This is a genomic window from Levilactobacillus yonginensis (assembly GCF_964065165.1).
In the GTDB taxonomy this organism is placed as follows: domain Bacteria; phylum Bacillota; class Bacilli; order Lactobacillales; family Lactobacillaceae; genus Levilactobacillus; species Levilactobacillus yonginensis_A.
In genome coordinates, this window is sequence record NZ_OZ061549.1 from 2,118,695 (window position 1) to 2,141,128 (window position 22,434).

The following is a 22,434-nucleotide window of genomic DNA, read 5'->3' on the forward strand; positions in this document are numbered from 1 at the left end:
GAGGTTGAACGCCGTTGAGTTGTAGATGATAAGCATACGTTTGTGACGGAAGCTGCGGACGCTAGCTAAGATTGTTAGTGCCTCACTAATCAAAGTGTTGTTACCAAATAGCTGATTTAAATCAATAGAAACGGCATCACCACGTGCAATTTAAACATGTGGTGGTGCTTTTTTTTACAAGACGAATTTACAATTGAAGTGCAACATTAATTGAATAAAAAAACCCATAGCGGGTACAATTACTTAACGACCAAGAAAAGCAAAGGAGTACTCGCTATGAGCTATCACCATCTTACTATAAATGAACGAGAAAGTATTCTAGAGCTTTCGGCTAAAGGATTATCAATTCGTGGGATTGCCTTGAAGTTACGGCGTTCACCTAGTTCAATTTCGAGAGAATTAGGTCGTTTGAATGGGCACTATTCACCATCTGAGGCTCAAAAGGATTATCGAAAACGACGCCGAAATAGCCACAAACCCCGACTTCTTGATCAGCTACCTCAACTGTGTTCAAGAATTGCCTATTTAATCAGGGAACGCCAATGGTCCCCACAACAGATCGCCAATCGTCTGAAATTAGAGGGCCAAACGTTTGTTAGCTACAATACTATCTACCGCCACATTGAGCAACATAACCTCAACCAATCTTTTACTTCTCATGGAGATACTGGTATTCGGCGCAAGTTAAGACACCGAGGTCGCCAACGGCATCGTCCAGGTGACCGTAAACATCGTGAACCTAAGGTAGACTACATTTCCATCCATGAGCGACCTAAGTTCATTAATGAACGTCGTCGCATCGGGGATTGGGAACTCGACACAGTTCAAGGAAAAGTTGGTGAAGAAGTTCTAGTGACTGCCGTTGATCGTAAAACACGATATACCTTGATTACTAAGGCATTGCGTAAGAATTCTGAGTCAATAAACGAGGCTCTATTGGCCATGTTTAGCCGTGTTCCTAAAGAGTTTGTCCACTCAATTACGCCAGACCACGGAACTGAATTCTTACAACTAGCAGATATTCGCGATGAGTTACAAGTGACCATTTACTGGCCGGATCCATATTCGCCAGAACAACGTGGAACCAATGAAAATACCAATGGGTTAATTCGAGAATATTTTCCTAAAGGGAAAAGCCTCAACGGTCACAACCTAGAGGAAGTTTTGAAGTGCCAGAATCGGCTAAATCGACGACCTAAAAGAGTTTTAGACTATCGTACCCCGGAAGAAATTTTATTTGATAAAGTGTTGCGCTTGGTTTGACAATTCGTCCCTGAAATTGACTTGTAACGTTAATAATCAGCAGTTTCCTTATAGGAAGAAGGAAATTCAATCTTGGTAAATAAAGAAGTATCACAACTTGAAGAGATAAAAATTATTGGTTTATTTTTTTAAAATAGTTCTCTGGAGATTACGAGAGCTTCAAGCGCGTCAACGGTACCGATTGGAAATCCTTGGTAGTTATGAGTAACGAGTTGGGAAACAAGGCATTGTTCTGGGCTAGTTTGATGCTGAATGTAGTTGAATTCCGATATGTGTTCAATGAAAAGCATACGTTTGTGAGGGAAGAGGCAGACGATAGGTAGATGAATGTTCCTAAAACCGTGTGACGGATACATAAGTAAAATTACTGCTAGTTCTATAAGGGAAACTAGTGGTTTTTTTTGTTGTCTATCTCCTGTGTTATTTCAATATTCTGCTAAGTTAACATTACAGGTCAGAACATATATTTCCTATGTATTCTCTCTGCACATAAAAAGCATCAGTTATTGATTTGTTGGAATCAAGCTGGTAAAATGTTACCATACAATAACAGGTGGTGGGAATTAAAGTGCAGGATGATAAGCTAAAAACTGAGATAGCCAAACTACGTATTATAGCTGACTATGATGCGGGACGTCTAAAGCCTGCCTTCCATAAAAAAACAACAGATTATATCCGTTCGCAAGGTTTAACTTATCAACTTGTAATAAAAGAAGCGGTGTCACATCTGGACACTTGCAGGTACAGCCGTGGCCCTAGTCCCCACCATTGGAAAAAGGATACAGAAGTATATGAATTTTTAGAATACATAGATTCTCTAGATATGTACGTTAAATTTAGTGTTAATATTTCCAGTCCTGACGGTGGAACACAGTTAGAGTCGTATCACAAAGCTGAAAAAGATGCGGACGAAACATGGCAGAATAATAACTAATAGAAATGGGGGCCTTATTTTGAAATCTAAAATAATTGGAAAATCTAGCTTCCCGGGTATTGATGGTAAATACATTAAATACAATGTGTTGGAGTTAACTGAAATTGTTACTGTCTTTACAGAATCCTTTAAAAACACCCATTGTTATTGGGTTGAAGAGGGTGAGGACATCAATAACGAAGAAAATTATATGGAACCTATGGATGATCCTGACTTTAACTTAAAGTTAGATTATAAGATGTATCGAGAAAAATTTAATTTCTTAAATCCAAACGAAATAAAACATAATCGAGAGAAACTAGGTCTCACGTTGCGAGAGGTCTCTACTGTTTTAGCGATGAGCTACGCGACTCTGTCAAATATTGAAAATGGCCTGATATTACAATCATATAGTCAGGAACTTAAGTTAAGACAGATGGATAACGTGACACGTTTTTGTGATCTTGCAGAGACACACAAATCACTTATAGCTCAAAGGAAATCTGTAGATGTGGAGAAACTCTTTAGAAAATTGCGCAAAGATAAAAACGAAGAAATAGCCTCATTTGATGATGAAGTTAGCACTCTAGCTGTTGATAGCTCCTATACTGACGAGAATTCTAGCGAAGATTCAAACGATCTCATAATCAATATTTTTAACAATTCGTTTAGTGAAGGAGGGGGAAATTCTTGGAAAAAGCACGTGGTAAGGTCGAGTATATAAGATCAATTATAGATGAAGTTAAATTTAGGAGAGATAATTTTAAAGGTAATCAAATTATAGTTCGTGAGAGAAATAGTATAGGACAAAATAAGGAACAAAATACTTTGAGATTTTCTTTAAAATGTGAAATAAGTAGTAAGGGACAGGAGCAACCTTTCTTTGAAGTTGAAATTCATTCATTTTTCAAAGCAGATTTCATGTTTGGTCTGAGTTCTAAAGAAATTCAAGAAGCAATTTGGGATGACGAGGCTTTGAAAAACGGGATTGCTAATCCCACTGCTGACTGGCTTTTAAATGTCTTTTCTAATACCACCTCCTGGGGACTTGGGAGACCCATCTCACTAAATAGAAGTGACTTGACTAAAGGCCTTTTTATAAAATCTAGTAAAGCCAGTGATTAAAAGAAGATACAGATGCTAGCTAATCAAACGGTCCTAATGAAATTAGGGGAAATGCCTGCTATGTAATTGGTGTATCAACGAGTGGACAAGAAGTTGTCAGTTAATCTGTCGCGGGTAGAAATAGAGGCGGCGGTAGTGATTGCGGTACTGAATGATGCCGCTAGCCGAGGCGAGAGGTTAGATGAAAATTACTACATGAATAACCAGTCTCTCCAGAGGCAATTGGTGATCAATTCGTTTAATTGTCTATTATAACTGTGCAACTGAATAGGGAACTATTAAATACTGTCAGCCCTGCTCAAGTGGTTGGCAGTATTTTTTAAACCTTACAATTCATTGTGTAAATGCAAAATTGGCTGGTATGTTCTGGTAAAACTCTGGAATTATGCCAGCCAATTAATAAATTAGAAATTCAATGCGATTGTAGGTCCCTTCGTTTCCAATTTAAGGGATTTGGGTGTTTAAATAATTATGTGTAAATAGAAAAATAAGCAATTGAAAAGGGAAAGCCTCTCCCTTATGATAGTTAGCAACCACACTCACTTCATAGGACATAGGAGGCTTTCCCCATGACTCAGTTTAACAAAGAAATTATGGCAGCACTAGCACAAAAGCAAGATTTAGATGAAGTTTTTCGGCAACATTTGGAAACGGCCATCAATGATTTAATGCACGAGGAACTTTCGTCGTTCCTCGGTTATGAGCCTTATGATCGCCAAGGTTTTAACAGCGGCAATTCACGCAATGGGCATTATCTGCGGACCTTTAAGACTAAGTATGGAGAATTAAATTTGGAGATTCCACGCGATCGAAATGGTATTTTTAATACGAAAACTATCCCGAGCTATCAACGACAAACGGATGGCTTAGAGGCTACTGTTGTCCAGCTCTACGAAAAAGGGATTACCACTAGTGAGATTGCGGATTTGATTGAGAAAATGTATGGGGCTCATTACACATCACAAACGGTTTCGAACCTCACGAAGGTCGTTGACCAACAGGTCAACGCCTTCAAAACGCGTCCTCTAGCGAGCCGATACGCAGTCATTTATGTGGACGCAACATACTTACCACTTCGCCGGGACTCAGTGGCTAAAGAAGCCGTGCATATCGCCATTGGCATTCGACCAAATGGAATGAAAGAGGTCCTAGCATACCAAGTCGCTCCAACTGAATCCAGTACCGTTTGGGAAGAGCTTCTCGTGGACATCCAGCAGCGTGGTGTAAAGGAAGTCCTCTTATTCGTGGCCGATGGCTTAGTCGGCCTTACCAACACAATTGGTGACCACTTCCCTAAGGCTAAGCTCCAGCAGTGCCTGATCCACGTCAGTCGGAACATTGAAGCTCACGTTCGAACTAAGGACCGACAAGAGGTTCTTAACGACTTCAAACTGATCCATCAAGCAGCTACCATGGACGACGCAAAACAAGCCTTAGCTGACTTCATAGACAAGTGGCAAAAGACGTATCCAAAAGTAACGAACAAGCTAGAAGATAATCTTCATCTCTTGACCTGTTTCACGTTTCCAGCTGCGATACGCAGTAGCATCTACAGCACAAATCTCATTGAATCGTTCAACAAGAAGCTAAAACGACAGACAAAGAAGAAAGAACAATTTCCAAATGAACCAGCGCTAGAACGAGTTCTGGTCACAGTTATTCGTGACTACAACGGCCAAAATTTTGAGCGAACGCATCGAGGTTTTAAGCAAATTCAGGACACGTTAGAATCCATGTATTAGAAACTAGCTAATGGGAGAGGACTTCCATTTACACAAAAAATTTGACACTCCCAACGTTATCATCGCTGCCCACGGTAACTCATTACGTGCTTTAAGCAAGTACATCGAACGGATCTCCGACGATGACATCATGGACCTCGAAATGGCTACTGGTGAACCAGTTGTCTACGACTTCGATGACAAGTTAAACATGACTAGCAAGACGAAGATGGGCAAGTAGTCCTTCTGACTCGGAGCCGCCTCGCACATGGGGGGCGGCTTTTTCGTGGCCTGAAACTGGCTGGTAACGTTAATAATTAGCAGCATACTTATAAGAGAAAAGAGATTGGATTTTGGCTGATAAAGAAGTAATGCAACTTGAAAAGATGAAGATCATTGGTTTATTCCGTAAAGAAGGGCTTTCTGGAGATTACGAAAGTTTCCAACGGGTCAGCGGTACTGATCGGGAATTCTTCGTGGTCATGAGTAATGAGCAGGGCATCAAGGCATTGTTCCGAGCTAGCTTGATGTTGAACGCCGTGGAGTTCCAGTATGTGTTGGATGACAAGCATACGTTTGTGACGGAAGATGCAGACGCTAGCTAATCGGAACCTTTTAGACGACCTTAAGAAGCACATCTGCTATACCAAACTGGTGTACCAGCGAGTGAATAAGAAGTTGGCTGTTGATCTGTCATAGCTGGAGGTAGAAGCGTTAGTCATTGCGGTGCTAGAGGATACCAATACTAGTGTCGAGAAATTAGGCAAAAATTACTACGTGACTAACCTTCTATGGCGAGTGCAGTTAGCGATTAATTAGTTTAACTATTGTTTGATTACTGCAAGCTGTTTACTTGATTTGGATGGAAGAGAGCAATCAATGGGACTACCCCCTCAACTGTGGGTTAGTCCCATTGATCGTTTTTCTAAACTAAAGTTCAAAAGCTACATAATTGCTAGATTGCTTTGCTGGGCAAAAAGATAGGGTTGTCTCCTTCCTAAGAAATCTACTTGTAATTCTGTGACCGTTTGTCAATCAAGTTTTCTTCTGTACGACTATTTGTGGAAACCGGAGGAGCTGATAATGATGTTCTAAAAGTTGAATGTGCTACTGTTGTACCTCAATTGTAAATTTGTCGGTAACCAAAAAGACGGCCACTGGCCGCCTCTTTATCTATCATGAGTCATCTACAACTTACGCCGTCCAATGACTGACACACCTAATAGTGTTAATAGTAAGCTGCCGATGAGTGCTAGGAACCCTTGCGATTGACCATCGGTTTGTGGCAGTGTAGCATTAGTCCGGTGCTCACGATCTTGTGCTTGGTCAGCAACCTCTTGCCGATTAGCAAGCGCCTTAAACTTGTCCTCGCTGTCCATCGCTACACTCGCCTTGGCCGACTTGTCAGCCGGATTTCGTTCGTTAGTTTGTCCTGGGTGATCGACACCATCTGGGTTATTCGAATCGGTTGGAAGGGGTGTGGGCTGACCTGGGTTAGTCCCGGGCACTTGGTTACCACCAGGTTCGGGAGATTCATTACCGGGATCAGTCGTTTCGGGATCAACCGTTCCGGGGGTGTTCGTTGAGGCTTCGGTAACGTGATTCAAACTAATGAGGGGTGCTTGCTTCGCGGACAAATTAAAGGCATTATCAATTTTCTTCTCGCCACCGGCAAATTTACCTGAGACATCGCTTCCACGCTCAATAGCTTTATTGGGCGCAGGTGTTGTTAATGTTCCAAGCGTGTCTAATGCCCCCTTGGTCCAGCTTCCTGGGGATTCCAAGACCTCCTTATCAAAAGGTTTTAAGCTGGGTAACGTAGTCTCAACGGCGAGATTTGTCAGATCGTCTACCCCTAGTTGCGGTGACGCGGTGTAGAGAAAGTAAAAGGTCGTATTCGTTTGGGTATTATAATTCATACCGGTAAACATCGCCATAACCTCGCCCACCGGATCAAAGCTCGTGAAGGTGTACACGTCTTGTATATTATCAAGCCTGGGCTCGCCATGACCATCACGTCCTAACCCCGGAACGGCGAATGCCGTCAGATGGTAGACCGTACCATCTTTCTCATAGAAAGGCAGAACCATTCCTTGTAATAGTTCGGCTAGTTCGGCTTTTTTAGCCTCATTAACGGTCAAATACTTCGCACCGGTTGTGCTCGTCTCTTCTTCGGTGTCTGTGGAGTCGATATAAAAGGCGACAAAGTTGCTGCGCGTACTTTGAACATCAGATGTTAACTGCCAATCCTTGACGGACTTACCAAGAAAATTATCTAACCCCTGAGCATACCGGGTGTCTATATTAACGCTCGAGCCCCCTCGCTCAAACTCATCGTCCTCAGTGGCAGAGTAGGCACCGTTAGTCGATAGATAATCACCATCTTTCATCCTGGCGACAACCGTCGCATTATTCTCCTCAGTTGGCGCACTCTTAGCCAAGAAGTCTAAAAATTCCTGGTAAACTGTTTCAAAGCTGGTCCAGTTCTTGCCAAAATTCGAGTATTGTGTCGTGACGTCATCATTCGCCGGATAAGTGTAGGCATCATCGGTAATGCCATAGTCCGCATTAGCAGTCGTTAGAGTCGCAATCAATTTAGCATAGCTGGCGACCTGATCATCGCCGTTAATCGCCAATTGATAGTCCACTGCCTTGCTGGCTAAGTCGGTCCCAATCGTTTGGAAGCTATCCGTCAAGACCGTCCAAATATTCCCGTCATAAGCTGTTTTATAAATGTTTTTTAGCATAGCTTGGTCACTGTTAATTGCGAGTACGATTTGATTGATTTGATTAATTCGTTGTTGTAAGGCGGTTTGCGTTCCAATAACTGCCAATAACTTCGGCGTAGCGGCTAGTACAGCGCTATTTTCTTCAATTTTTTGGGACAAGTCTGTTTGTAGGACCGCTAGATCAGGGAGCACCCCATCAGTGGTCTTAACCGTAGTCCGCCCACTCTTATCCAATGCCGTTTGATAGGCTGTCAACGTGGCCTGATAATCAGCCTGACTATTTGTCATCGCTGAGAGGGCGGCTTGGACTGCTGCTTGCGTCTGCAACACCGTCGTTGCCAGCGCCTTAAAGTCTGATGCGATGGACTCACTACTTACCGGCTGAGTAACCGCCGTCTCATATGCCGTGTAAGCTTTCTGCCAGACGGCCAATTTAGTAGTTAAGTCGCCGAGGGCCTCATTAAAGTTTTTGATGACCAGATCCTCGCGTTTTGCCAAGTCATCGAAGACTGCTTTAGGCTCCTGCATGGTCGTTTCAGCGGCTGCTACCACCTGCGTTGCCGCATCAAATCGGTCTTTATTTGATGCCACACTGGGTAATTTCTTGGCAATTTTATCTTCCCAGTACGTGGTGTCTGCACCGGCCGCCTGGGTCAGCGCTAAGTTTTCCTTTAGTTGTTCTAGATTAGTCTGCGAATTGTCATAGTCCGTTTTCGCACTACTTTTTGCTGCAACTGCGGATAAATAAGACTTATAAGTGTTCAAGTAAGCCGAGATAATGTCGTTATTTTGGGGATCCTGAACGACGTCACTGTAGTCAGCTTGCACCCCCGCCATCAACGCAGCAGCTTTTTCTACCGCCTCTCGGGAGGTCTGAAGTTCTGTTTCACTGGCCATTGGGGACATGGTTAAACTGCCCAAAGTCTCATTGTATTTGTTCACCGCAGTCTGCCAATCGCTCACCGCATCCTGATAAACTTTGGCCTTAGCTTGAAAATCTTCGTATTTCGCAACCGCCTGTGAATAAGTCTCCAACACCTGAAGATCGGCCAGCTTCTGAGTAATCTTTGGATTCTTATCGGCGCTAATGACGGCCATGGCCTCTCCAGTCTTATCGTTATAGGCAACGACCGCGGTATTGTAAGCCGTGAGTGCTAAATCGTATGTCGCTTTCAGCTTAATGAGGTCCGTACTCGTCAATTCTGGATTCTCAAGGCCTTTATTTAACTGCGTGGCGGCTCCTGTTAGCGTCTCACTCGCCTGGTTAACCTGGTCTGACACGACATAGTTGGCCAAATTTGTTTGTACTGTTTGAACCTGGGCTGTCACGTCTTTCTGGAGATTGGCCGTCAATTTTTGATAATCAACCAAGTTGTCGCTGATGGTTTCGGCATCTGTCACCTGTTTGACGGCATTGGGTGAATCTTTGATTGTTTCATTAATTTTGGCTTGGTAAGCCGTAATTAAGGCCTGCGTCTGAGAATTGGTCTCGCCAAAGGCGCTCACATTACTCTGATACTCGGTGAGCGCTGCGCGGATAGTTTCTTGCCAATTAGCTTGTGCGGTTAAGTCCGTAGCGTTCAGCAGGCTCTGTAATTTAGCTAGACTGTCATTGACCGCCTGAGCTTTCACGTTCGCTGCATCGACCTGCTTTTGAGCATCGGTATAGGTATCCGCTAAACTAGCGGACGGAGTCGTGGCTGAATCTCCCGGCTCCTTGGAATCTGAGTCAACTGGCTCATTCTGGATGGCTAGCGAATCTCCCGCCGGGTTTTCATCAATATCATCAGCCTGCTCTACCGGGGGATTCTGTTCACTGGCGGCCGATGCTGTCACTGGCTGGCCGACACTCAGCCCGGTTAAGAGACCAATGGTGACGATTGATCCAATCACCCAGTTCTTGCCAACTTTATACATTTTACGATGTTCATGAGTAATTGACCTTCGATTAAAATACATGGCGCTTCCTCCTACAATGGTTGACTGACATTAGGAATATCAAATTGCCGTGCGTTATCTACTGATTAATTGAAGTATAACAATATTAAATGGGTAAAACAACGCTCTTATGGAAACGCTTTCTTTATTTCTAGCGGTCTACATTAAATTCGTTTCAAATTTAACGTTAAAGCAGTTACTTTTAAAAAGGGGAACCGTGAGAAAACGATTGGTTAATGATCGCCATTAATCTCGTCCACTAGGTTTGAAGTAGTCTGATCGGAGAACTTAGCAGGCACTCGTACCTACTGAACAGGCGCCCCAATTATTATTTTCTCGAACCTAGAGGTTGAAAGCACTGAAACACCCACTATGACTGATACAACCAGGATTGGGTGTTCGGATTTGGTCAGACATAGTAGGAAATTGCCGCCTTACCGTTCGCCAAATTTGGACCGGAACGGAAGGACGGGACAAGCCCAAAAGCGGTCTTCCTCCTAAGTGTGAATAGGTTGTGCGCCTTTACTTATAGGTTGCGTACAAGCAAGATGTGACGGCCATTTCGCAAATTGAGAGGGGAATTCGCGCAACTAGGGGTGTCGCAATGGGGGACGAATGGCCGTTACAACAGTGTTTAATGTGGTTGCGTTGTGGCTAGCCGGTTTATCTTGGAAATATGAAATGAGCCTCCAAGATTGGACAGAAAATCCAACCTTGAGGGCTCATTTCAATGACTAGCAAGAACCTCATTTAGTGATAATTTTTTATTGGTACATGGCTTTGATTTTATTAATCGCGGCTAAGTAGCCGGCTTGTAAGGATTCAGGTTCTAAAATTTGAACGTTAGTGCCGAGGGACAATAAGTATTGAATCATGTAGTTATATTCGTCTTGGTTGTAGCCACCGTACAAATAGTCTTGGCCATCGATGGTTTCCAGCTGCATATTTGCGTAGTGGTTACGTTGAACCATTTCCCGGCCACGGGGAGTCAGCTGACACCGGTACGCAATATTGTGATGGTGTTGGTCGTAGGCAGCTTGATGCTGCTTAAGGGCCTCATAACTGAATGGGGCTGGTTGGTAAGTGGGGCTGAGCGCGGTTACCGTATCGCAGCGAATGATTTTCCAGTCTTGCGTGGCTAGGTTGACGCCACTGACAAACCAAACGCCGTTGCGGAAAAGAAGGTCGAATAGCTGGAACTGTTGCGGTGCTGGCTGGTCTTTTAGCTGTAAGGCCACAACGGCCTCATCCAAAATGGCGGTTAACAGCGGTTGTAAAAGTTGGGGACCATCGAGGTTAGGAATCGCGTAATAGTTGACGACTTCCTGAAGTCGCGTCACTTTTTGTTGCTCGGCTAGTGGCAAAGTCGCCATGAGTTTTTGATAAATGGTGGTGTAGGATTTTTCGAAGGGCGTCGCTGATAGTAGGCTCAGTGCTTTGATGGCAAAGAAGAGGGCGTTGATCTCTTGAATATTTAATAACACGGGAACCCAGAGTTGGCGCTTAGTCAGTTTATAGCCACCGTAACGCCCGGGTTCAACGTAAAAGGTGAGTCCTAATTGTTCTAGGGATTGAATATCGCGTAAAGCGGTGCGCTTGGAAATCGCAAAGGTCGTCATTAAATCTTTAATGTGGAAACCATTCTTATAACTTAAGAAAATCAATTCTTGGTTTAAACGTTCAGAGCGTTCCATACGAAATTCCTTTCCAAATAATTTCTAATGGTGACGGTAATTGGCACCTTTGACGTTTAGTATAGATCTTGTTGCAAGATAAAAGAAATGAGGACTTACTGATGATGAAAACCTTATTGATTAATGCCCACCCTGATTTTCGGAACGCCGCTCACTACTCGATTCAACTGGCACAAGACTTCTTAGCTCAGTTTCGAACCGCATTTCCAGATGAGACGGTTGATGTTTTGAATCTGTATGATACTGAGATTCCACAGGCGACGACAGAAGAGCTGCTGGGTATCTGGGAAAAACAAAGCAACCACGTTAGTTTAAATGATACGGAACAACATGTTTACGAAGTTAATCAACGACTACTAGCTCAGTTCAAAGCGCATCACCGTATCGTAATCGCGACACCGTTGCACAATTTTAACGTGACGTCGAAGTTAAAAGATTATCTGGATAATATTTTAGTGGCGCGCGAAACGTTTCGGTATACGGAAGCTGGGTCAGTTGGCCTGATGACGGATAACTATCAAGTGATGTTGTTACAGGCGAGCGGCTCGGTCTATACACGGAATGATCGTTACACGTCGATGGAATTTTCCCGGATGTACCTGGAGAAGATGTTTACTGAAATTATGGGGTTTGATGATTTTTACGTGGCCCGAGTCCAAGGCACTCAGACTCATGGTATCGATATTAGTCAGGCGGTTAAGGAAGGCCATGCCGAATTAACGACAGCTTTTGCTAAGTTTTATCAAGAATAGTAATTGACGCTATGCAGGAAAGTTAACCACTATAGCTAGAAGCTAGCTGGGTACCAGCTTTGGGCAGAATTAATTACCGATTGACGCATGTTCTAGCGCCATAATCCAAAAGTAAAATCGGCTTTTTCAGAACTTATACAATTCTGAAAAAGCCGATTTTGAGTTATGTTCAGTCAAGTTTTGTTGGACATAGCTTAGCTCTAGTAGGCCGAGCAGTGACCATATTCTCTAGCGCTTAGGAGTCCCACAGAAGCCATCGCAGGCACACTTACGGTCAGAAATCATTGGGCAGTGGCAAATGCCATCGGCACTGGCACAGCCACAACCAGGTGCGCAGGTCATCCCGGCATGACAAAATGGATTGTCGTCAGTTTTAGTTTCATTCTTTTTAACATTTTCAGCCATTATTATCGTCTCCAATTCAGTGAGTTAGCAACTTTCCAGGTTATCAGTACTGATTAAGCTAAAGTTCTCGTCGAGTTTCTGGGTCAACTGGGCTCGTTCTTGCTCAGTTAACTGGGTGCGTTCGCTGCCAGCGGCGGGCTGCGTCAAGACCTGCTGGTATAACGCAGTTTTGGCGCTTGTCGGGGAATCGGTCTTGACCGCTACCGCGACATCTAGTCCGGCAGCAGTATCTACATATGCAGCACCGTTGTTGACAACGAAACCGGCCGCAAAATAGTCTTGATGGTTGATCAGAAAATATTCAGTCATGACAAGTCCCCTTTGAAAAACAAGATTTACTACATGGTTAAAGTATACTAGCTGTGATTAGTAAAGCAATAGGGCTGAGTTCTTTAAATAATGGTGAGTTAATGGACCTGAATGACAGTTTAAAATTTGAGACGTTTTTCAATGGGTCACAAATAGTTCAGAAGGAATTTCGCAGGAAATGTAAACATGTAATAATTAGTTCAGCAATTATAGTGGCACGATTTCTTTTGATAATTTTGAGTTTCAGCTTGGACTGAATATAATAAAAAGTTAGTGATAATCAAAGCGGTTTGTTAAAATGTTTAGGTGACCGACATGAGCGTTAAGGGCAGGTGATTGCATGAACTGGTACCGAAGAATCTCCGAACGCTATGGTCGGACGTACACGCAGACTACGGTGAACCGAGTGATCCCCATTACTGGACTGGTTCTGTTTATTGCTAGTCTGATTTTATTGGCGGTCACTAAGTTACATGATTGGGGTTTTGGTTTGTACGGAATGTCAATTCTAGCGTGGGCCGATTATATCTCAGTTAAATTGGCACAACACAGAGTGGGAATCATTGGCAGCTTTTTCATCGCCTTTGGATTGTTTGCGATTGTCCTGGGTGGGGTTGGGATGATTCTGCTCGCACTGGCTTTTGGTGATTGAGAGTGGGACCAAATGCGGTTAGTCACTGGGTATTAACATCGATAGACGAATAATCTTGATCGTAGATTGTTTGACAATCGGGATTAAGCGGAGTGGACCGTCTTTTGTCGTACATTTCGACTATTTAAGTTTCGGAACACAACGAGGGTTGTCTCAAACTCTTGGTGAATGGTATATCAGTTTAGTTAGAATAGCTTGGTTTTTATCTGGGGTGGGTCCTTGCACAAAGGTCCCACTCTTTTTTCATGCCATTGATTTTGAAATTAGCGTGCCGAAATTCAAGCATACTTGGAGGACCCAGTATTCACAGACACGCAGCTGAATCCGGTGATTTTTAAACAGTGGACGAGGCTTACGAAATCAACCAACGCGGCAATTGACGGGGAAACTAATTACTAATTTTGGGACTGTGGAAAGTTTGATAACTTAACCGTCATATACATTGCTCTGTATAAATGTTGGTAACACATAATATTATTTGTGATTAGCAATAAAATCAAAGTATGAACGCCTTGAATGTTAGTCCCGTCACACTTATAATGAGATTGCGATTAAAATAACCGCGAAAAGGTTGGTAGTCAAAACGGTTTTTGAATTTTACATTAGCAACACAGTTATTTAACTGTGAGACACTATTTTCTAGCCTATGTATAACTCGGCTAGTCTGATGACTAGATAATTAATTTTGACAAGTTACTTCTGAGCGGGTAAAACTCTGGATTATACATCACGAAGATTTACTGGCAGGCGTTGACTAAACTTTGCCGGTAAGATGAATCCACTAGATGCCGTGATTATAGGCAGGTTAACCAGTGAAAGGTAATTTTACTAACTGATTGTGACTGGTTGTGTCAGGTAGCAATCTTTTTTTGGTTGTTGATTGGGATATAGATGAAGTGGTACTGAACACATGAGGGTTCAATATCGTTAAAAGGAGAGGTCAAGCTTGAGACAAAAGGTTGCGAATCAAAATGCAAAAAAGAACTTTATTTTATACAAGGGACATACGGGCTGGAAGATTAAGACCCGTTTATTTGGGACACTGCTAGTTGGTCTTTCTGCAGTAGCCATCGCTGAAAGTACGGGAACGGTTGATGTGCATGCGGCAACGGGGGATGCACCAGTGACGGACACGTCTTCATCACCAGCGCCAGCAACGTCTGGGAGTGCGACTCTTGGTTCTAGCAAAACTGATGGAACGACACCAACACCTACGGCACCGGCGACTACGACGCCCACAGGTACGGCACCAACGAATGCAGCACCAGCAGCGGAATCATATTCTATAAATGCTGAGTCAGGGGATATTCCCGCCGGTGATCCAGCAGCAAGCGCAACTGCTGCTGCCACGACGTCTGCTAAGCAGTATCAAACCTTAACGCCAGACCAATCAATGACGGTTGGCAAGACGGATGGGTCCGGCGTAACACTATCTGGTAGCCAGGTTCAGGACCACTTTACGAATTGGGTCGAAAACCTTAACACATCTGGCGACAACTCCCCTAAAATTTCTGCAGCGAATACGTCGTCACAGGCGGCTGATGCTAAAGGCGTTTGGCAGTTGACAACCGGCCAGCCGCATACTTACATCTCGCCAGATATGCCTGATTTTCCAATGAAAGGTGTTAAAGGCCAGGAAGTTGCTCACGTCGCTTTTGAAAATGAAATTGATTTTAGCCATAATTTTACAATGGACGGTGCTTTAGGGATTGGGACGAAGACCTCAGGTGGAGCTGACGGTATCGGAATTGTTTTCGCACCTGGTGATCCAGAATATGCAACGACAGGTAAGAGCGGTGGTAATTTAGGCTTAGGTGGGTTGAATAATGCCTTTGCCTTCGTTTTCGATGATTTTCATAACAGTGGTAGCGACACGAGTGGCGTAACTGACCCTGGTACAGGGGCATACTTTGGCTGGCGGTCGACGAATGGCAGTGGGGTTATTCAAAATGTTAATGACTCGAATGATTGGAAAGCGGCTAGCACATTTGACTTAAGCAACCGGGCAACCAATCCGCTGATAGATTTCAATATGACTTATGACGCGAAGAGTAAGATATTAACCGTTATTATCCAGAACAAAACGTTCACCCGTGACCTCACTGGCATCGACACTTCCAAAGGTTATTCAATTTCAATTGCGGCTTCAACTGGAGACAATAAGAATGATTACTCCGCCAGAATCGACAGCTTTACCTACGCCCCAAAGACGGCGTCAGTGGATGTCAAAGTGGCTACTGCGTCTGGAGATGTAAGTACCACGACGCCAGTCACTGCAAACATTGGGGATACCATTTCTGTGTTCTCTACGAAGGAAGCAGCGGAGCGGGCAGTGGCCGCAGATCCAACCCTGGATCCTAGCCTGGTTACAGTAATCCCTGCAAGTACGACGAACAATGTTTACGTTGTTGATGGCGACCAAGCCACTGCCAGCAATGGGACGGTTCACGCCTCAAGTCTTGCTGATGCATCGTACTACAGCTACAAGGTGACTGGGGATGCTACCCAAGCTTTTAGTGTACCTGTTAGTCAGGCATTTAAAGCTAACGTCACACCTATTGATTCCGTGACCGGGGACCCAATTCCTGGCATAGATCCTATCCAAGTGACCACGGTTGCCGGAAAATCAGTTGTTATTCAGATTCCAGGTTATACGCCAGCAACTGTTACGTTAGCCGCACCTAAGGCTGGTGAAACAGTCGCCAATGATGCCGTACAAGTTAATACGGGAACACCTGTGGATGCTACGACGACCACAACAACTTCGGATACTGCTAACCCAATTAAACATTACTACACGGCCACTGGCACCACGGTTGACGGGAAAACGGTCAGCGTTTCTGCCAGTGCCGGCACCAACCAGTCCGTTGCTGATGCTCTGAATGGCCAACCTTTGGAAAATGATGGGGCTGCTGTTGCGAGTGGAGATAAGACGCAGATTACCACTGATGACTACTATTGGGCACCAGTCGGCAACGCTGCTGGGACGGATTCCACGGATTCCACAACGCCTCAGGATAGTAAGAGTATCTTGGTTCCAACTCAATCGACGCTAGACTACTGGATTAAAAAGGCAACTGATAATCAAACCGCAGCCGATACTGAAAAGGCTGCAGCGCAGGATATCTATGATAAATTTGTGGCTTCACCCAACATCACGGATGAGCAAAAGGCTGCCGCAAAGAGTTTACTGGATTCCGTGAACGCAGTCTACGATCAACTCTCAAAGACCAATTCAGATGCTAAGGCATCTTTGGAAGATGCAAAGAATTCAACGGATCCTGCAACCATTGTTACAGACAGTCAGGCTGGTTATGCTGGTATCAGTGGCATGGATACGTCACTCAGTGAATTCAAAAACGATGTAGATAACATGTCGACGACTAACGCTGCAACCCAAGCTAGTATGGTGAGCTTTAGTTCTTGGTCCCAGGACTACGGTACGCCATTAAAACATCCTGAAGCTGTCTTTGGTGACGGTTTTAGTACTACTCCGGTCTCTGATGACCAAGTAGCGGGCTTATTTGCCGATCCAGATAACTTCTATTACGTTGATGCACTTGATTCAGATACGTCGGTTACGCCAAAAGATGTGGGTACCTACTACTTCAAGTTAACGGAAAAAGGGCGGAGCTATATTAAGAGCTTAACGCCAGACAACCCGAATGCGGGGCTCTACGTTTCTGGGACGGTCACGATTAACCCCGTAGCTGCGGCACCAACTATTAACGCAGCTAGCGTTGTGTACGGTGCAGAGCCAAAGATCACGGGTAGCTTAGGATCGGATTTAGCAAATACAGACGATCCACTTACTCAGGATGATTTTGAAATTATTGATAATGCTACTAAAGAGGTTGTTTCGAGTAATCAGCTACAAGCTGGTGGTGACTACACGATTCAATACACCACTGATGCACAGAACAATTTGAAGAAAGACACGAATTATACTTTTGGTAATTTTGGCACGGCCACGTTAACCGTGACGCCACGAGACATCACCGTAACCGCACCAACACTTACGAAGACTTATGGTGATAAGGATCCTGAATTTGAGCTTACCGGTGTCTCAAGTGGTGAGCTAGTCAATAATGATCACCTCTCTGATTTGGGTGTGACGCTCAATCGGGATGCTGGTGAAAATGTTAAGGCTCAGCCATATACAATCAGTGCTGACCCTACGTCAAAGCTGAATAATAATTACACCATTACCGTTACACCAGGAAGCCTAACTATCGACAAGAAGTCAGTCACGGTGACAGCTAATGATGTTGCGACTACTTACAATGGTTCTGCGCCCGCAACCAATGGCTACAGTGTGCCCGATGATGCTTTGGTCCCAGGCGATACGTCTACTGCTCTGGGGGTTACGTTGAACCAGATTACTAAGACTGATGCTGGAACGTATCCGGATGCTGTTACAGGGACTGCAACTTCAGACAACTATGACGTTAAAGTTACCCCGGGCAAGTTGACGATTGCGCAAGCAACTAGTTCTGTGGACTTAGGTGCCGCTACCATGGTTTATGGCGATACATTCCCTACGTTCACGTCCACAGACAACGTGCCAGGAACCACTAGTACCATTACTCAAGCTGACTTTGAAATTATGGATACTACTGGTAATACAGTTGGCGCATCCAAAGTACAAGCTAATGGCAAGTACACGCTACAACTGTCCCAGACTGCCAAAAATCGACTGATTTCGGAAAATCCTAACTATGCTATTACGTTTGGGACGAGTACCCTGACTGTAAAACCACGGCCAGTTTCAGTGACAGCGAAAAATATTGATAAGACTTATGGCGATGCAGATCCTGACCTAGAGTTAACCGATACAAGTACTGACGCAAGCACTGGTTTAGTTACTGATGATGATCTCGGCGTAAAGCTTACTCGGGAGTCAGGCGAAAGTGTTGGCTCGTATGATATTACGATGGATTCGTCTTCAAAACTGAACCCGAATTACGCAGTCACCTTTACTCCAGGAACCTTTACGATTAAGCAAGCGGATGGCAACGTGGCTGTAACGGGGACCAGTGTGACTTATGGTGATTCATTACCAAGTCTGTCAGTCTCAGTTAATGGGCCAGATGCTAGTGAACAACTTGGTGCGGACAATTTCGAGTTTGTTGATACAACGACACACTCAGTGGTAACAGCTGATAAATTACCAGCTGGTAGCTACACAGTACAATTAACCAAAGCTGCTCAGGATACTTTGAGCAAGGCCAATGGCAACTTCACACTTACTTTTGGGACAGGTACATTGACCGTGAATAAGCGGCCAATTACGGTGAACATTAATGATGTCACTACTGATTACGACGGCTCGGCACATGGTGCGAATGGCTTTAGCATTGCAGCGGGTGATAAGTTAGTCGATGGCGAATCGAGTGATGAGCTCGGTGTTAAACTGGCCCCAATCTCTGAGACTGATATTGGGACGTACACAATTACCGGGACCGCCGACTCAGCAAACTATGCCGTTACCGTTAACAATGGGACATTGAAGATTTTGGGCAATGATAAGGATGCCAAAGGTAATGTGACAATTACTGAAAAAGATGCAGCTGGTAACGTGGTTCGGATTGATAAGCAGTGGGCTGATGGCAGCGAAACAATTTACAAGAATGACAATGGTAAGCTGACAGTAACGGATAAAAAGGGCGACAAAACGCTTGACCAGCAGACGTTTAACCCTGCTGGTGATCCGCTTACGCTGACTGACGACCCGAATACGAACACTATCGTTGCCCTTGATCCTACGACCAAACTGCCAGCGTTTGCGCATGAGACAACGGAAACAAATGAGGCTGGTGATACCACCACGACGACGGACGCTGAAGGCAACGTTGTTAAAGTCGTTAAGCAGTGGCCCGATGGTACCCAAACGACGTACACGTCTGATCCTTTGAATAATGGAGAGCAGACGGTTACGGAAGTGAAAGATGGCCAGACGGTTGACGAAAAGACATTTGCTACCGACCCTAAGACCGGGAAGCCTGAAACAACTGCAACTGTGTCGAATGGTGATGACATTCAAACCATCGTTAACGTAAGCGAACCAGGGGCAGTACCAACGTTTGAACATGATACGACGCAGACATCGAAAGATGATTCTGGAACCGTTACTGCTACAACGAAAGACGATGCTGGTAATGTCGTCAAGGTCGTTAAGACGTGGTCTGATGGTAGCAAAACGACGTACACGGATGTTAATGGTCAACGGACGGTAACTGAAGAAAACGGTGGCAATCAGATTGACGAGGCAACGCTCGGAGACAATGATACGGCAACGTTGAAGAGTGGTGATGGCGTTCAAACCATCGTTAACACTGGCAAATCAGGTTCAGCACCAACGTTTGAACATGATACGACCGTGACGACAAAAGATGATGCTGGAAACACTACTGCTACAACGAAAGACGCCGATGGTAAAGTTGTTAAAGTGGTTAAGCAGTGGACCGATGGTAGCCAAACGACGTACACGGATGAAAATGGTCAACAGACAGTAACTGAAGAAAAAGATGGTAAGCAGGTTGACCAAAAGAAGTTCGTTACCGATCCTACGACCGGAATCACTGATGCGACGGAAACGTTGAAGACTGGTGACGGTGTTCAAACCATCGTTAAAGCTGGTGAATCAGGTTCAGCACCAACGTTTGTGCATGAAACAACAAAGACGGATGGTGATACCACCACAACGACGGACGCTGAAGGCAACGTTGTTAAAGCAGTTAAGCAGTGGCCCGATGGTACCCAAACGACGTACACGTATGATCCTTTGAATGATGGAAAGCAGACGGTTACGGGTAGCAAAGATGGCCAGACGGTTGACGAAAAGACACCTGTTGCTGATTCTAAGCCTGGAACCACTGATTCAACGGCAACTGTGTCGAATGGTGATGACATTCAAACCATCGTTAACGTAAGTAAACCAGGCGCAGCACCAACGTTTGAACACGATACGACCCAGACGACGAAAGATGATTCTGGTAATGTTGTTGCTACAACGAAGGACGATGCTGGTAATGTCGTCAAAGTCGTTAAGCAGTGGCCAGGCGATAGCCAAACGACGTACACGTATAATCCAGGCACTAATGTCCAGACAGTAACTGAAGAAAAAGATGGTAAGCAGGTTGACCAAGCGACACTCGTTGCCGATCCTACGACCAAAATCACTGATAAGACAACGTTGAAGAGTGGTGATGCTGCTCAAACCATTGTTAACCCTGTCGAACCAGGTCAGATGCCAACGTTTGAACACGATACGACGGACACGGTGACTGATAATGATATCACTACTGCTACAACGAAGGACGATGCTGGTAATACTGTCAAAGTCGTTAAGAATTGGCCCGATGGTACCCAAACCACGTACAAGCTTGATCCATCCACAGGAAAAGGTGATGTGAGTGAACAAAAGAACGGGAAAACGATCGTCGACTCACAGGAGATTCCCGCTGATTCTCATAAGGTAACTATTACTGATGATGATAAGACGAGCACTATCGTTACCTATGATCCTACGACCAAACTGGCAACGTTTGAACATGACACGACGGATACAACGACAGATGATTCTGGAATCGTTACTACTGTGACAAAGGACGATGCTGGCAACGTCATCAAGGTCGTTAAGACGTGGCCAAAGGATAATAGTACAACGACGTACACGTATGATCCAACCAGTAGTAAAGCGACGATAACTGAGGAAAACAACGGGAGTCTGACCGATCGGCAGGAAAATGTCTCTGTTCCTTCGAAGTCCACACTGAAGAGTGGCGATGGCGTTGAAACCATCGTTAACACCGGGCAACCAGGCGAGATGCCAACGTTTGAGCATGATACGACGGTGACCGTGACTGATAAACTTGGCAACGTTACTGCCACGACGAAAAATGTTGCTGGTGATATCGTCAAAGTAGACCAGAAGTGGAAAGATGGTAGCGAGACAATCTACACCAATGACAATGGCAAACAGCTGGTAAGTGAGCTGAGAAACGGGAAGTCTGTTGCTCAGAAGCCACTTGAGCAGCAACCTGTTGATCCCGACAATCCCGATGCCACTAAACTTTCGGAAGTGACACTGCCAGATGGTGCCGGTGGTACAGTAACTGTCAAACTTGATCAACCCGATGCAGCGCCAACGTTTACGCATGCGCCAGCAGTCTTCAGTGCGGGCGTTAATGCACCAGCTAAGGACGCCGATAAGGTCGTGAAGATTACCAAGAAGTGGTCTGATGGGCTTAAGGTAGTTTATACGTATGATCCAGTAAGCGGCCAACGGATTATTAGTGAACTGAAGAATGGTAAACTCATTGAGCAACGCGCGATTGAACCGGGTGCTGTACAGGCAGCTCTGCCTGACGGTAAGGGTGGTTCGACCATCGTTAAGTTTGATAAGACTGGCACGGTTCCAACCTTCACGCGTCAACTTGCTGCTAAAGTAGCTGGTCGCAAGGTAACTTCGCGGAAGAAAGCAGTGAAGAAAGTCACTGCGAACAAGGGTCAGAACCTGCGTAAGCAATCGGCTGCTGTGAAGCCACTGGTTCAAAGTGAAACGAGTCATCGTTACGTCAATGAAGCATTGGCCGGTGATACTGTTGCAACTGGACATACTCAGTCTCAACAGCTGACAAAGCAACAACTGGCAAATCAACAGCAAACAGAGTTGCCACAAACGGGTCAGAAGAATGAGAGTTTCTTGGCCCAATTAGGCGCAATCTTATTGGCACTGTTGATCACACCATTTGTTCGTCGGCGCTCACATTAACCTAATCGACTAGAACTATTAAAAAGAGCATAGATCCACTAAAAGCCGTCTCGATGCCAGAGACGGTTTTTTTTAGTATTCGTGGATAATGATTGATTTTTTGTTGAACTGTCCCGTAATTGGGGCTGACTGTAGGGAACGGAGACGTCGGCCAAAA

General features: G+C 44.7%; 13 protein-coding genes and 1 pseudogene. 10 read left to right on the forward strand and 4 right to left on the reverse strand.

Annotation, left to right across the window (positions count from 1 at the left end):
- Window positions 1-210: 210 nt before the first annotated feature.
- From AB3Y94_RS09915 to AB3Y94_RS09945, 7 genes and pseudogenes are all read left to right on the forward strand, one after another.
- A complete protein-coding gene (locus AB3Y94_RS09915; protein WP_367296072.1) occupies window positions 211-1,263 on the forward strand; it encodes an IS30 family transposase in 1,053 nt (350 codons plus the stop codon).
- 568 nt (window positions 1,264-1,831) lie between these two features.
- Window positions 1,832-2,197, forward strand: coding sequence for a hypothetical protein (locus AB3Y94_RS09920; RefSeq protein WP_367296073.1), 366 nt, complete (start codon window positions 1,832-1,834; stop codon window positions 2,195-2,197).
- A gap of 19 nt (window positions 2,198-2,216) precedes the next feature.
- Complete coding sequence (locus AB3Y94_RS09925) at window positions 2,217-2,900, forward strand: transcriptional regulator (RefSeq protein WP_367296074.1); 684 nt, start codon at window positions 2,217-2,219, stop codon at window positions 2,898-2,900.
- Window positions 2,867-3,301: a hypothetical protein gene (locus tag AB3Y94_RS09930; RefSeq protein WP_367296075.1), complete on the forward strand. Its 435-nt coding sequence runs from the start codon at window positions 2,867-2,869 to the stop codon at window positions 3,299-3,301. Before AB3Y94_RS09925 ends, AB3Y94_RS09930 begins: the two co-directional genes overlap by 34 nt.
- A 569-nt stretch (window positions 3,302-3,870) precedes the next feature.
- The gene (locus AB3Y94_RS09935; protein ID WP_367294952.1) at window positions 3,871-5,043 is read left to right on the forward strand and encodes an IS256 family transposase; all 1,173 of its coding nucleotides are present in this window, start codon (window positions 3,871-3,873) and stop codon (window positions 5,041-5,043) included.
- A 52-nt stretch (window positions 5,044-5,095) separates the two neighbouring features.
- Window positions 5,096-5,263 (forward strand): annotated as a pseudogene (gene gpmA, locus AB3Y94_RS09940) (2,3-diphosphoglycerate-dependent phosphoglycerate mutase); the annotation flags it as partial.
- Between the two features lie 112 nt (window positions 5,264-5,375).
- Complete coding sequence (locus AB3Y94_RS09945) at window positions 5,376-5,627, forward strand: hypothetical protein (protein WP_367296076.1); 252 nt, start codon at window positions 5,376-5,378, stop codon at window positions 5,625-5,627.
- 582 nt (window positions 5,628-6,209) lie between these two features.
- Here the strand turns inward: AB3Y94_RS09945 and AB3Y94_RS09950 are convergent.
- Both AB3Y94_RS09950 and AB3Y94_RS09955 read right to left on the reverse strand, forming a co-directional pair.
- Entirely contained in the window at window positions 6,210-9,710 is a 3,501-nt protein-coding gene (locus AB3Y94_RS09950) for a KxYKxGKxW signal peptide domain-containing protein (protein WP_367296077.1), read from the reverse strand.
- A gap of 743 nt (window positions 9,711-10,453) precedes the next feature.
- Window positions 10,454-11,383 (reverse strand): helix-turn-helix transcriptional regulator, encoded by a 930-nt coding sequence (locus tag AB3Y94_RS09955; RefSeq protein WP_367296078.1) that lies wholly within the window; start codon window positions 11,381-11,383, stop codon window positions 10,454-10,456.
- 101 nt (window positions 11,384-11,484) lie between these two features.
- Here AB3Y94_RS09955 and AB3Y94_RS09960 point away from each other — a divergent pair, with 101 nt between their 5' ends.
- A complete protein-coding gene (locus tag AB3Y94_RS09960) occupies window positions 11,485-12,135 on the forward strand; it encodes an FMN-dependent NADH-azoreductase (protein WP_367296079.1) in 651 nt (216 codons plus the stop codon).
- A gap of 228 nt (window positions 12,136-12,363) precedes the next feature.
- Here AB3Y94_RS09960 and AB3Y94_RS09965 read toward each other — a convergent pair whose 3' ends face one another.
- Complete coding sequence (locus AB3Y94_RS09965) at window positions 12,364-12,540, reverse strand: hypothetical protein (protein ID WP_367296080.1); 177 nt, start codon at window positions 12,538-12,540, stop codon at window positions 12,364-12,366.
- A gap of 24 nt (window positions 12,541-12,564) precedes the next feature.
- Window positions 12,565-12,849 carry a hypothetical protein gene (locus tag AB3Y94_RS09970; protein ID WP_367296081.1) on the reverse strand — a complete coding sequence of 95 codons (285 nt, stop codon included), beginning with the start codon at window positions 12,847-12,849 and terminating at the stop codon, window positions 12,565-12,567.
- A 340-nt stretch (window positions 12,850-13,189) separates the two neighbouring features.
- Between AB3Y94_RS09970 and AB3Y94_RS09975 the strand changes: the two genes are divergently transcribed.
- Entirely contained in the window at window positions 13,190-13,501 is a 312-nt protein-coding gene (locus AB3Y94_RS09975) for a hypothetical protein (RefSeq protein WP_367296082.1), read from the forward strand.
- Between the two features lie 946 nt (window positions 13,502-14,447).
- Window positions 14,448-22,277 (forward strand): MBG domain-containing protein, encoded by a 7,830-nt coding sequence (locus tag AB3Y94_RS09980; protein WP_367296083.1) that lies wholly within the window; start codon window positions 14,448-14,450, stop codon window positions 22,275-22,277.
- The last annotated feature ends 157 nt before the right edge of the window (window positions 22,278-22,434 follow it).

Coding starts and splice junctions, on each gene's coding strand:
- AB3Y94_RS09965 (WP_367296080.1), bottom strand. CDS start 12,540: ATGGCTGAAAATGTTAAAAAGAATGAAACTAAAACTGACGACAATCCA.
- AB3Y94_RS09955 (WP_367296078.1), bottom strand. CDS start 11,383: ATGGAACGCTCTGAACGTTTAAACCAAGAATTGATTTTCTTAAGTTAT.
- AB3Y94_RS09970 (WP_367296081.1), bottom strand. CDS start 12,849: ATGACTGAATATTTTCTGATCAACCATCAAGACTATTTTGCGGCCGGT.
- AB3Y94_RS09950 (WP_367296077.1), bottom strand. CDS start 9,710: ATGTATTTTAATCGAAGGTCAATTACTCATGAACATCGTAAAATGTAT.
- AB3Y94_RS09960 (WP_367296079.1), top strand. CDS start 11,485: ATGATGAAAACCTTATTGATTAATGCCCACCCTGATTTTCGGAACGCC.
- AB3Y94_RS09975 (WP_367296082.1), top strand. CDS start 13,190: ATGAACTGGTACCGAAGAATCTCCGAACGCTATGGTCGGACGTACACG.
- AB3Y94_RS09935 (WP_367294952.1), top strand. CDS start 3,871: ATGACTCAGTTTAACAAAGAAATTATGGCAGCACTAGCACAAAAGCAA.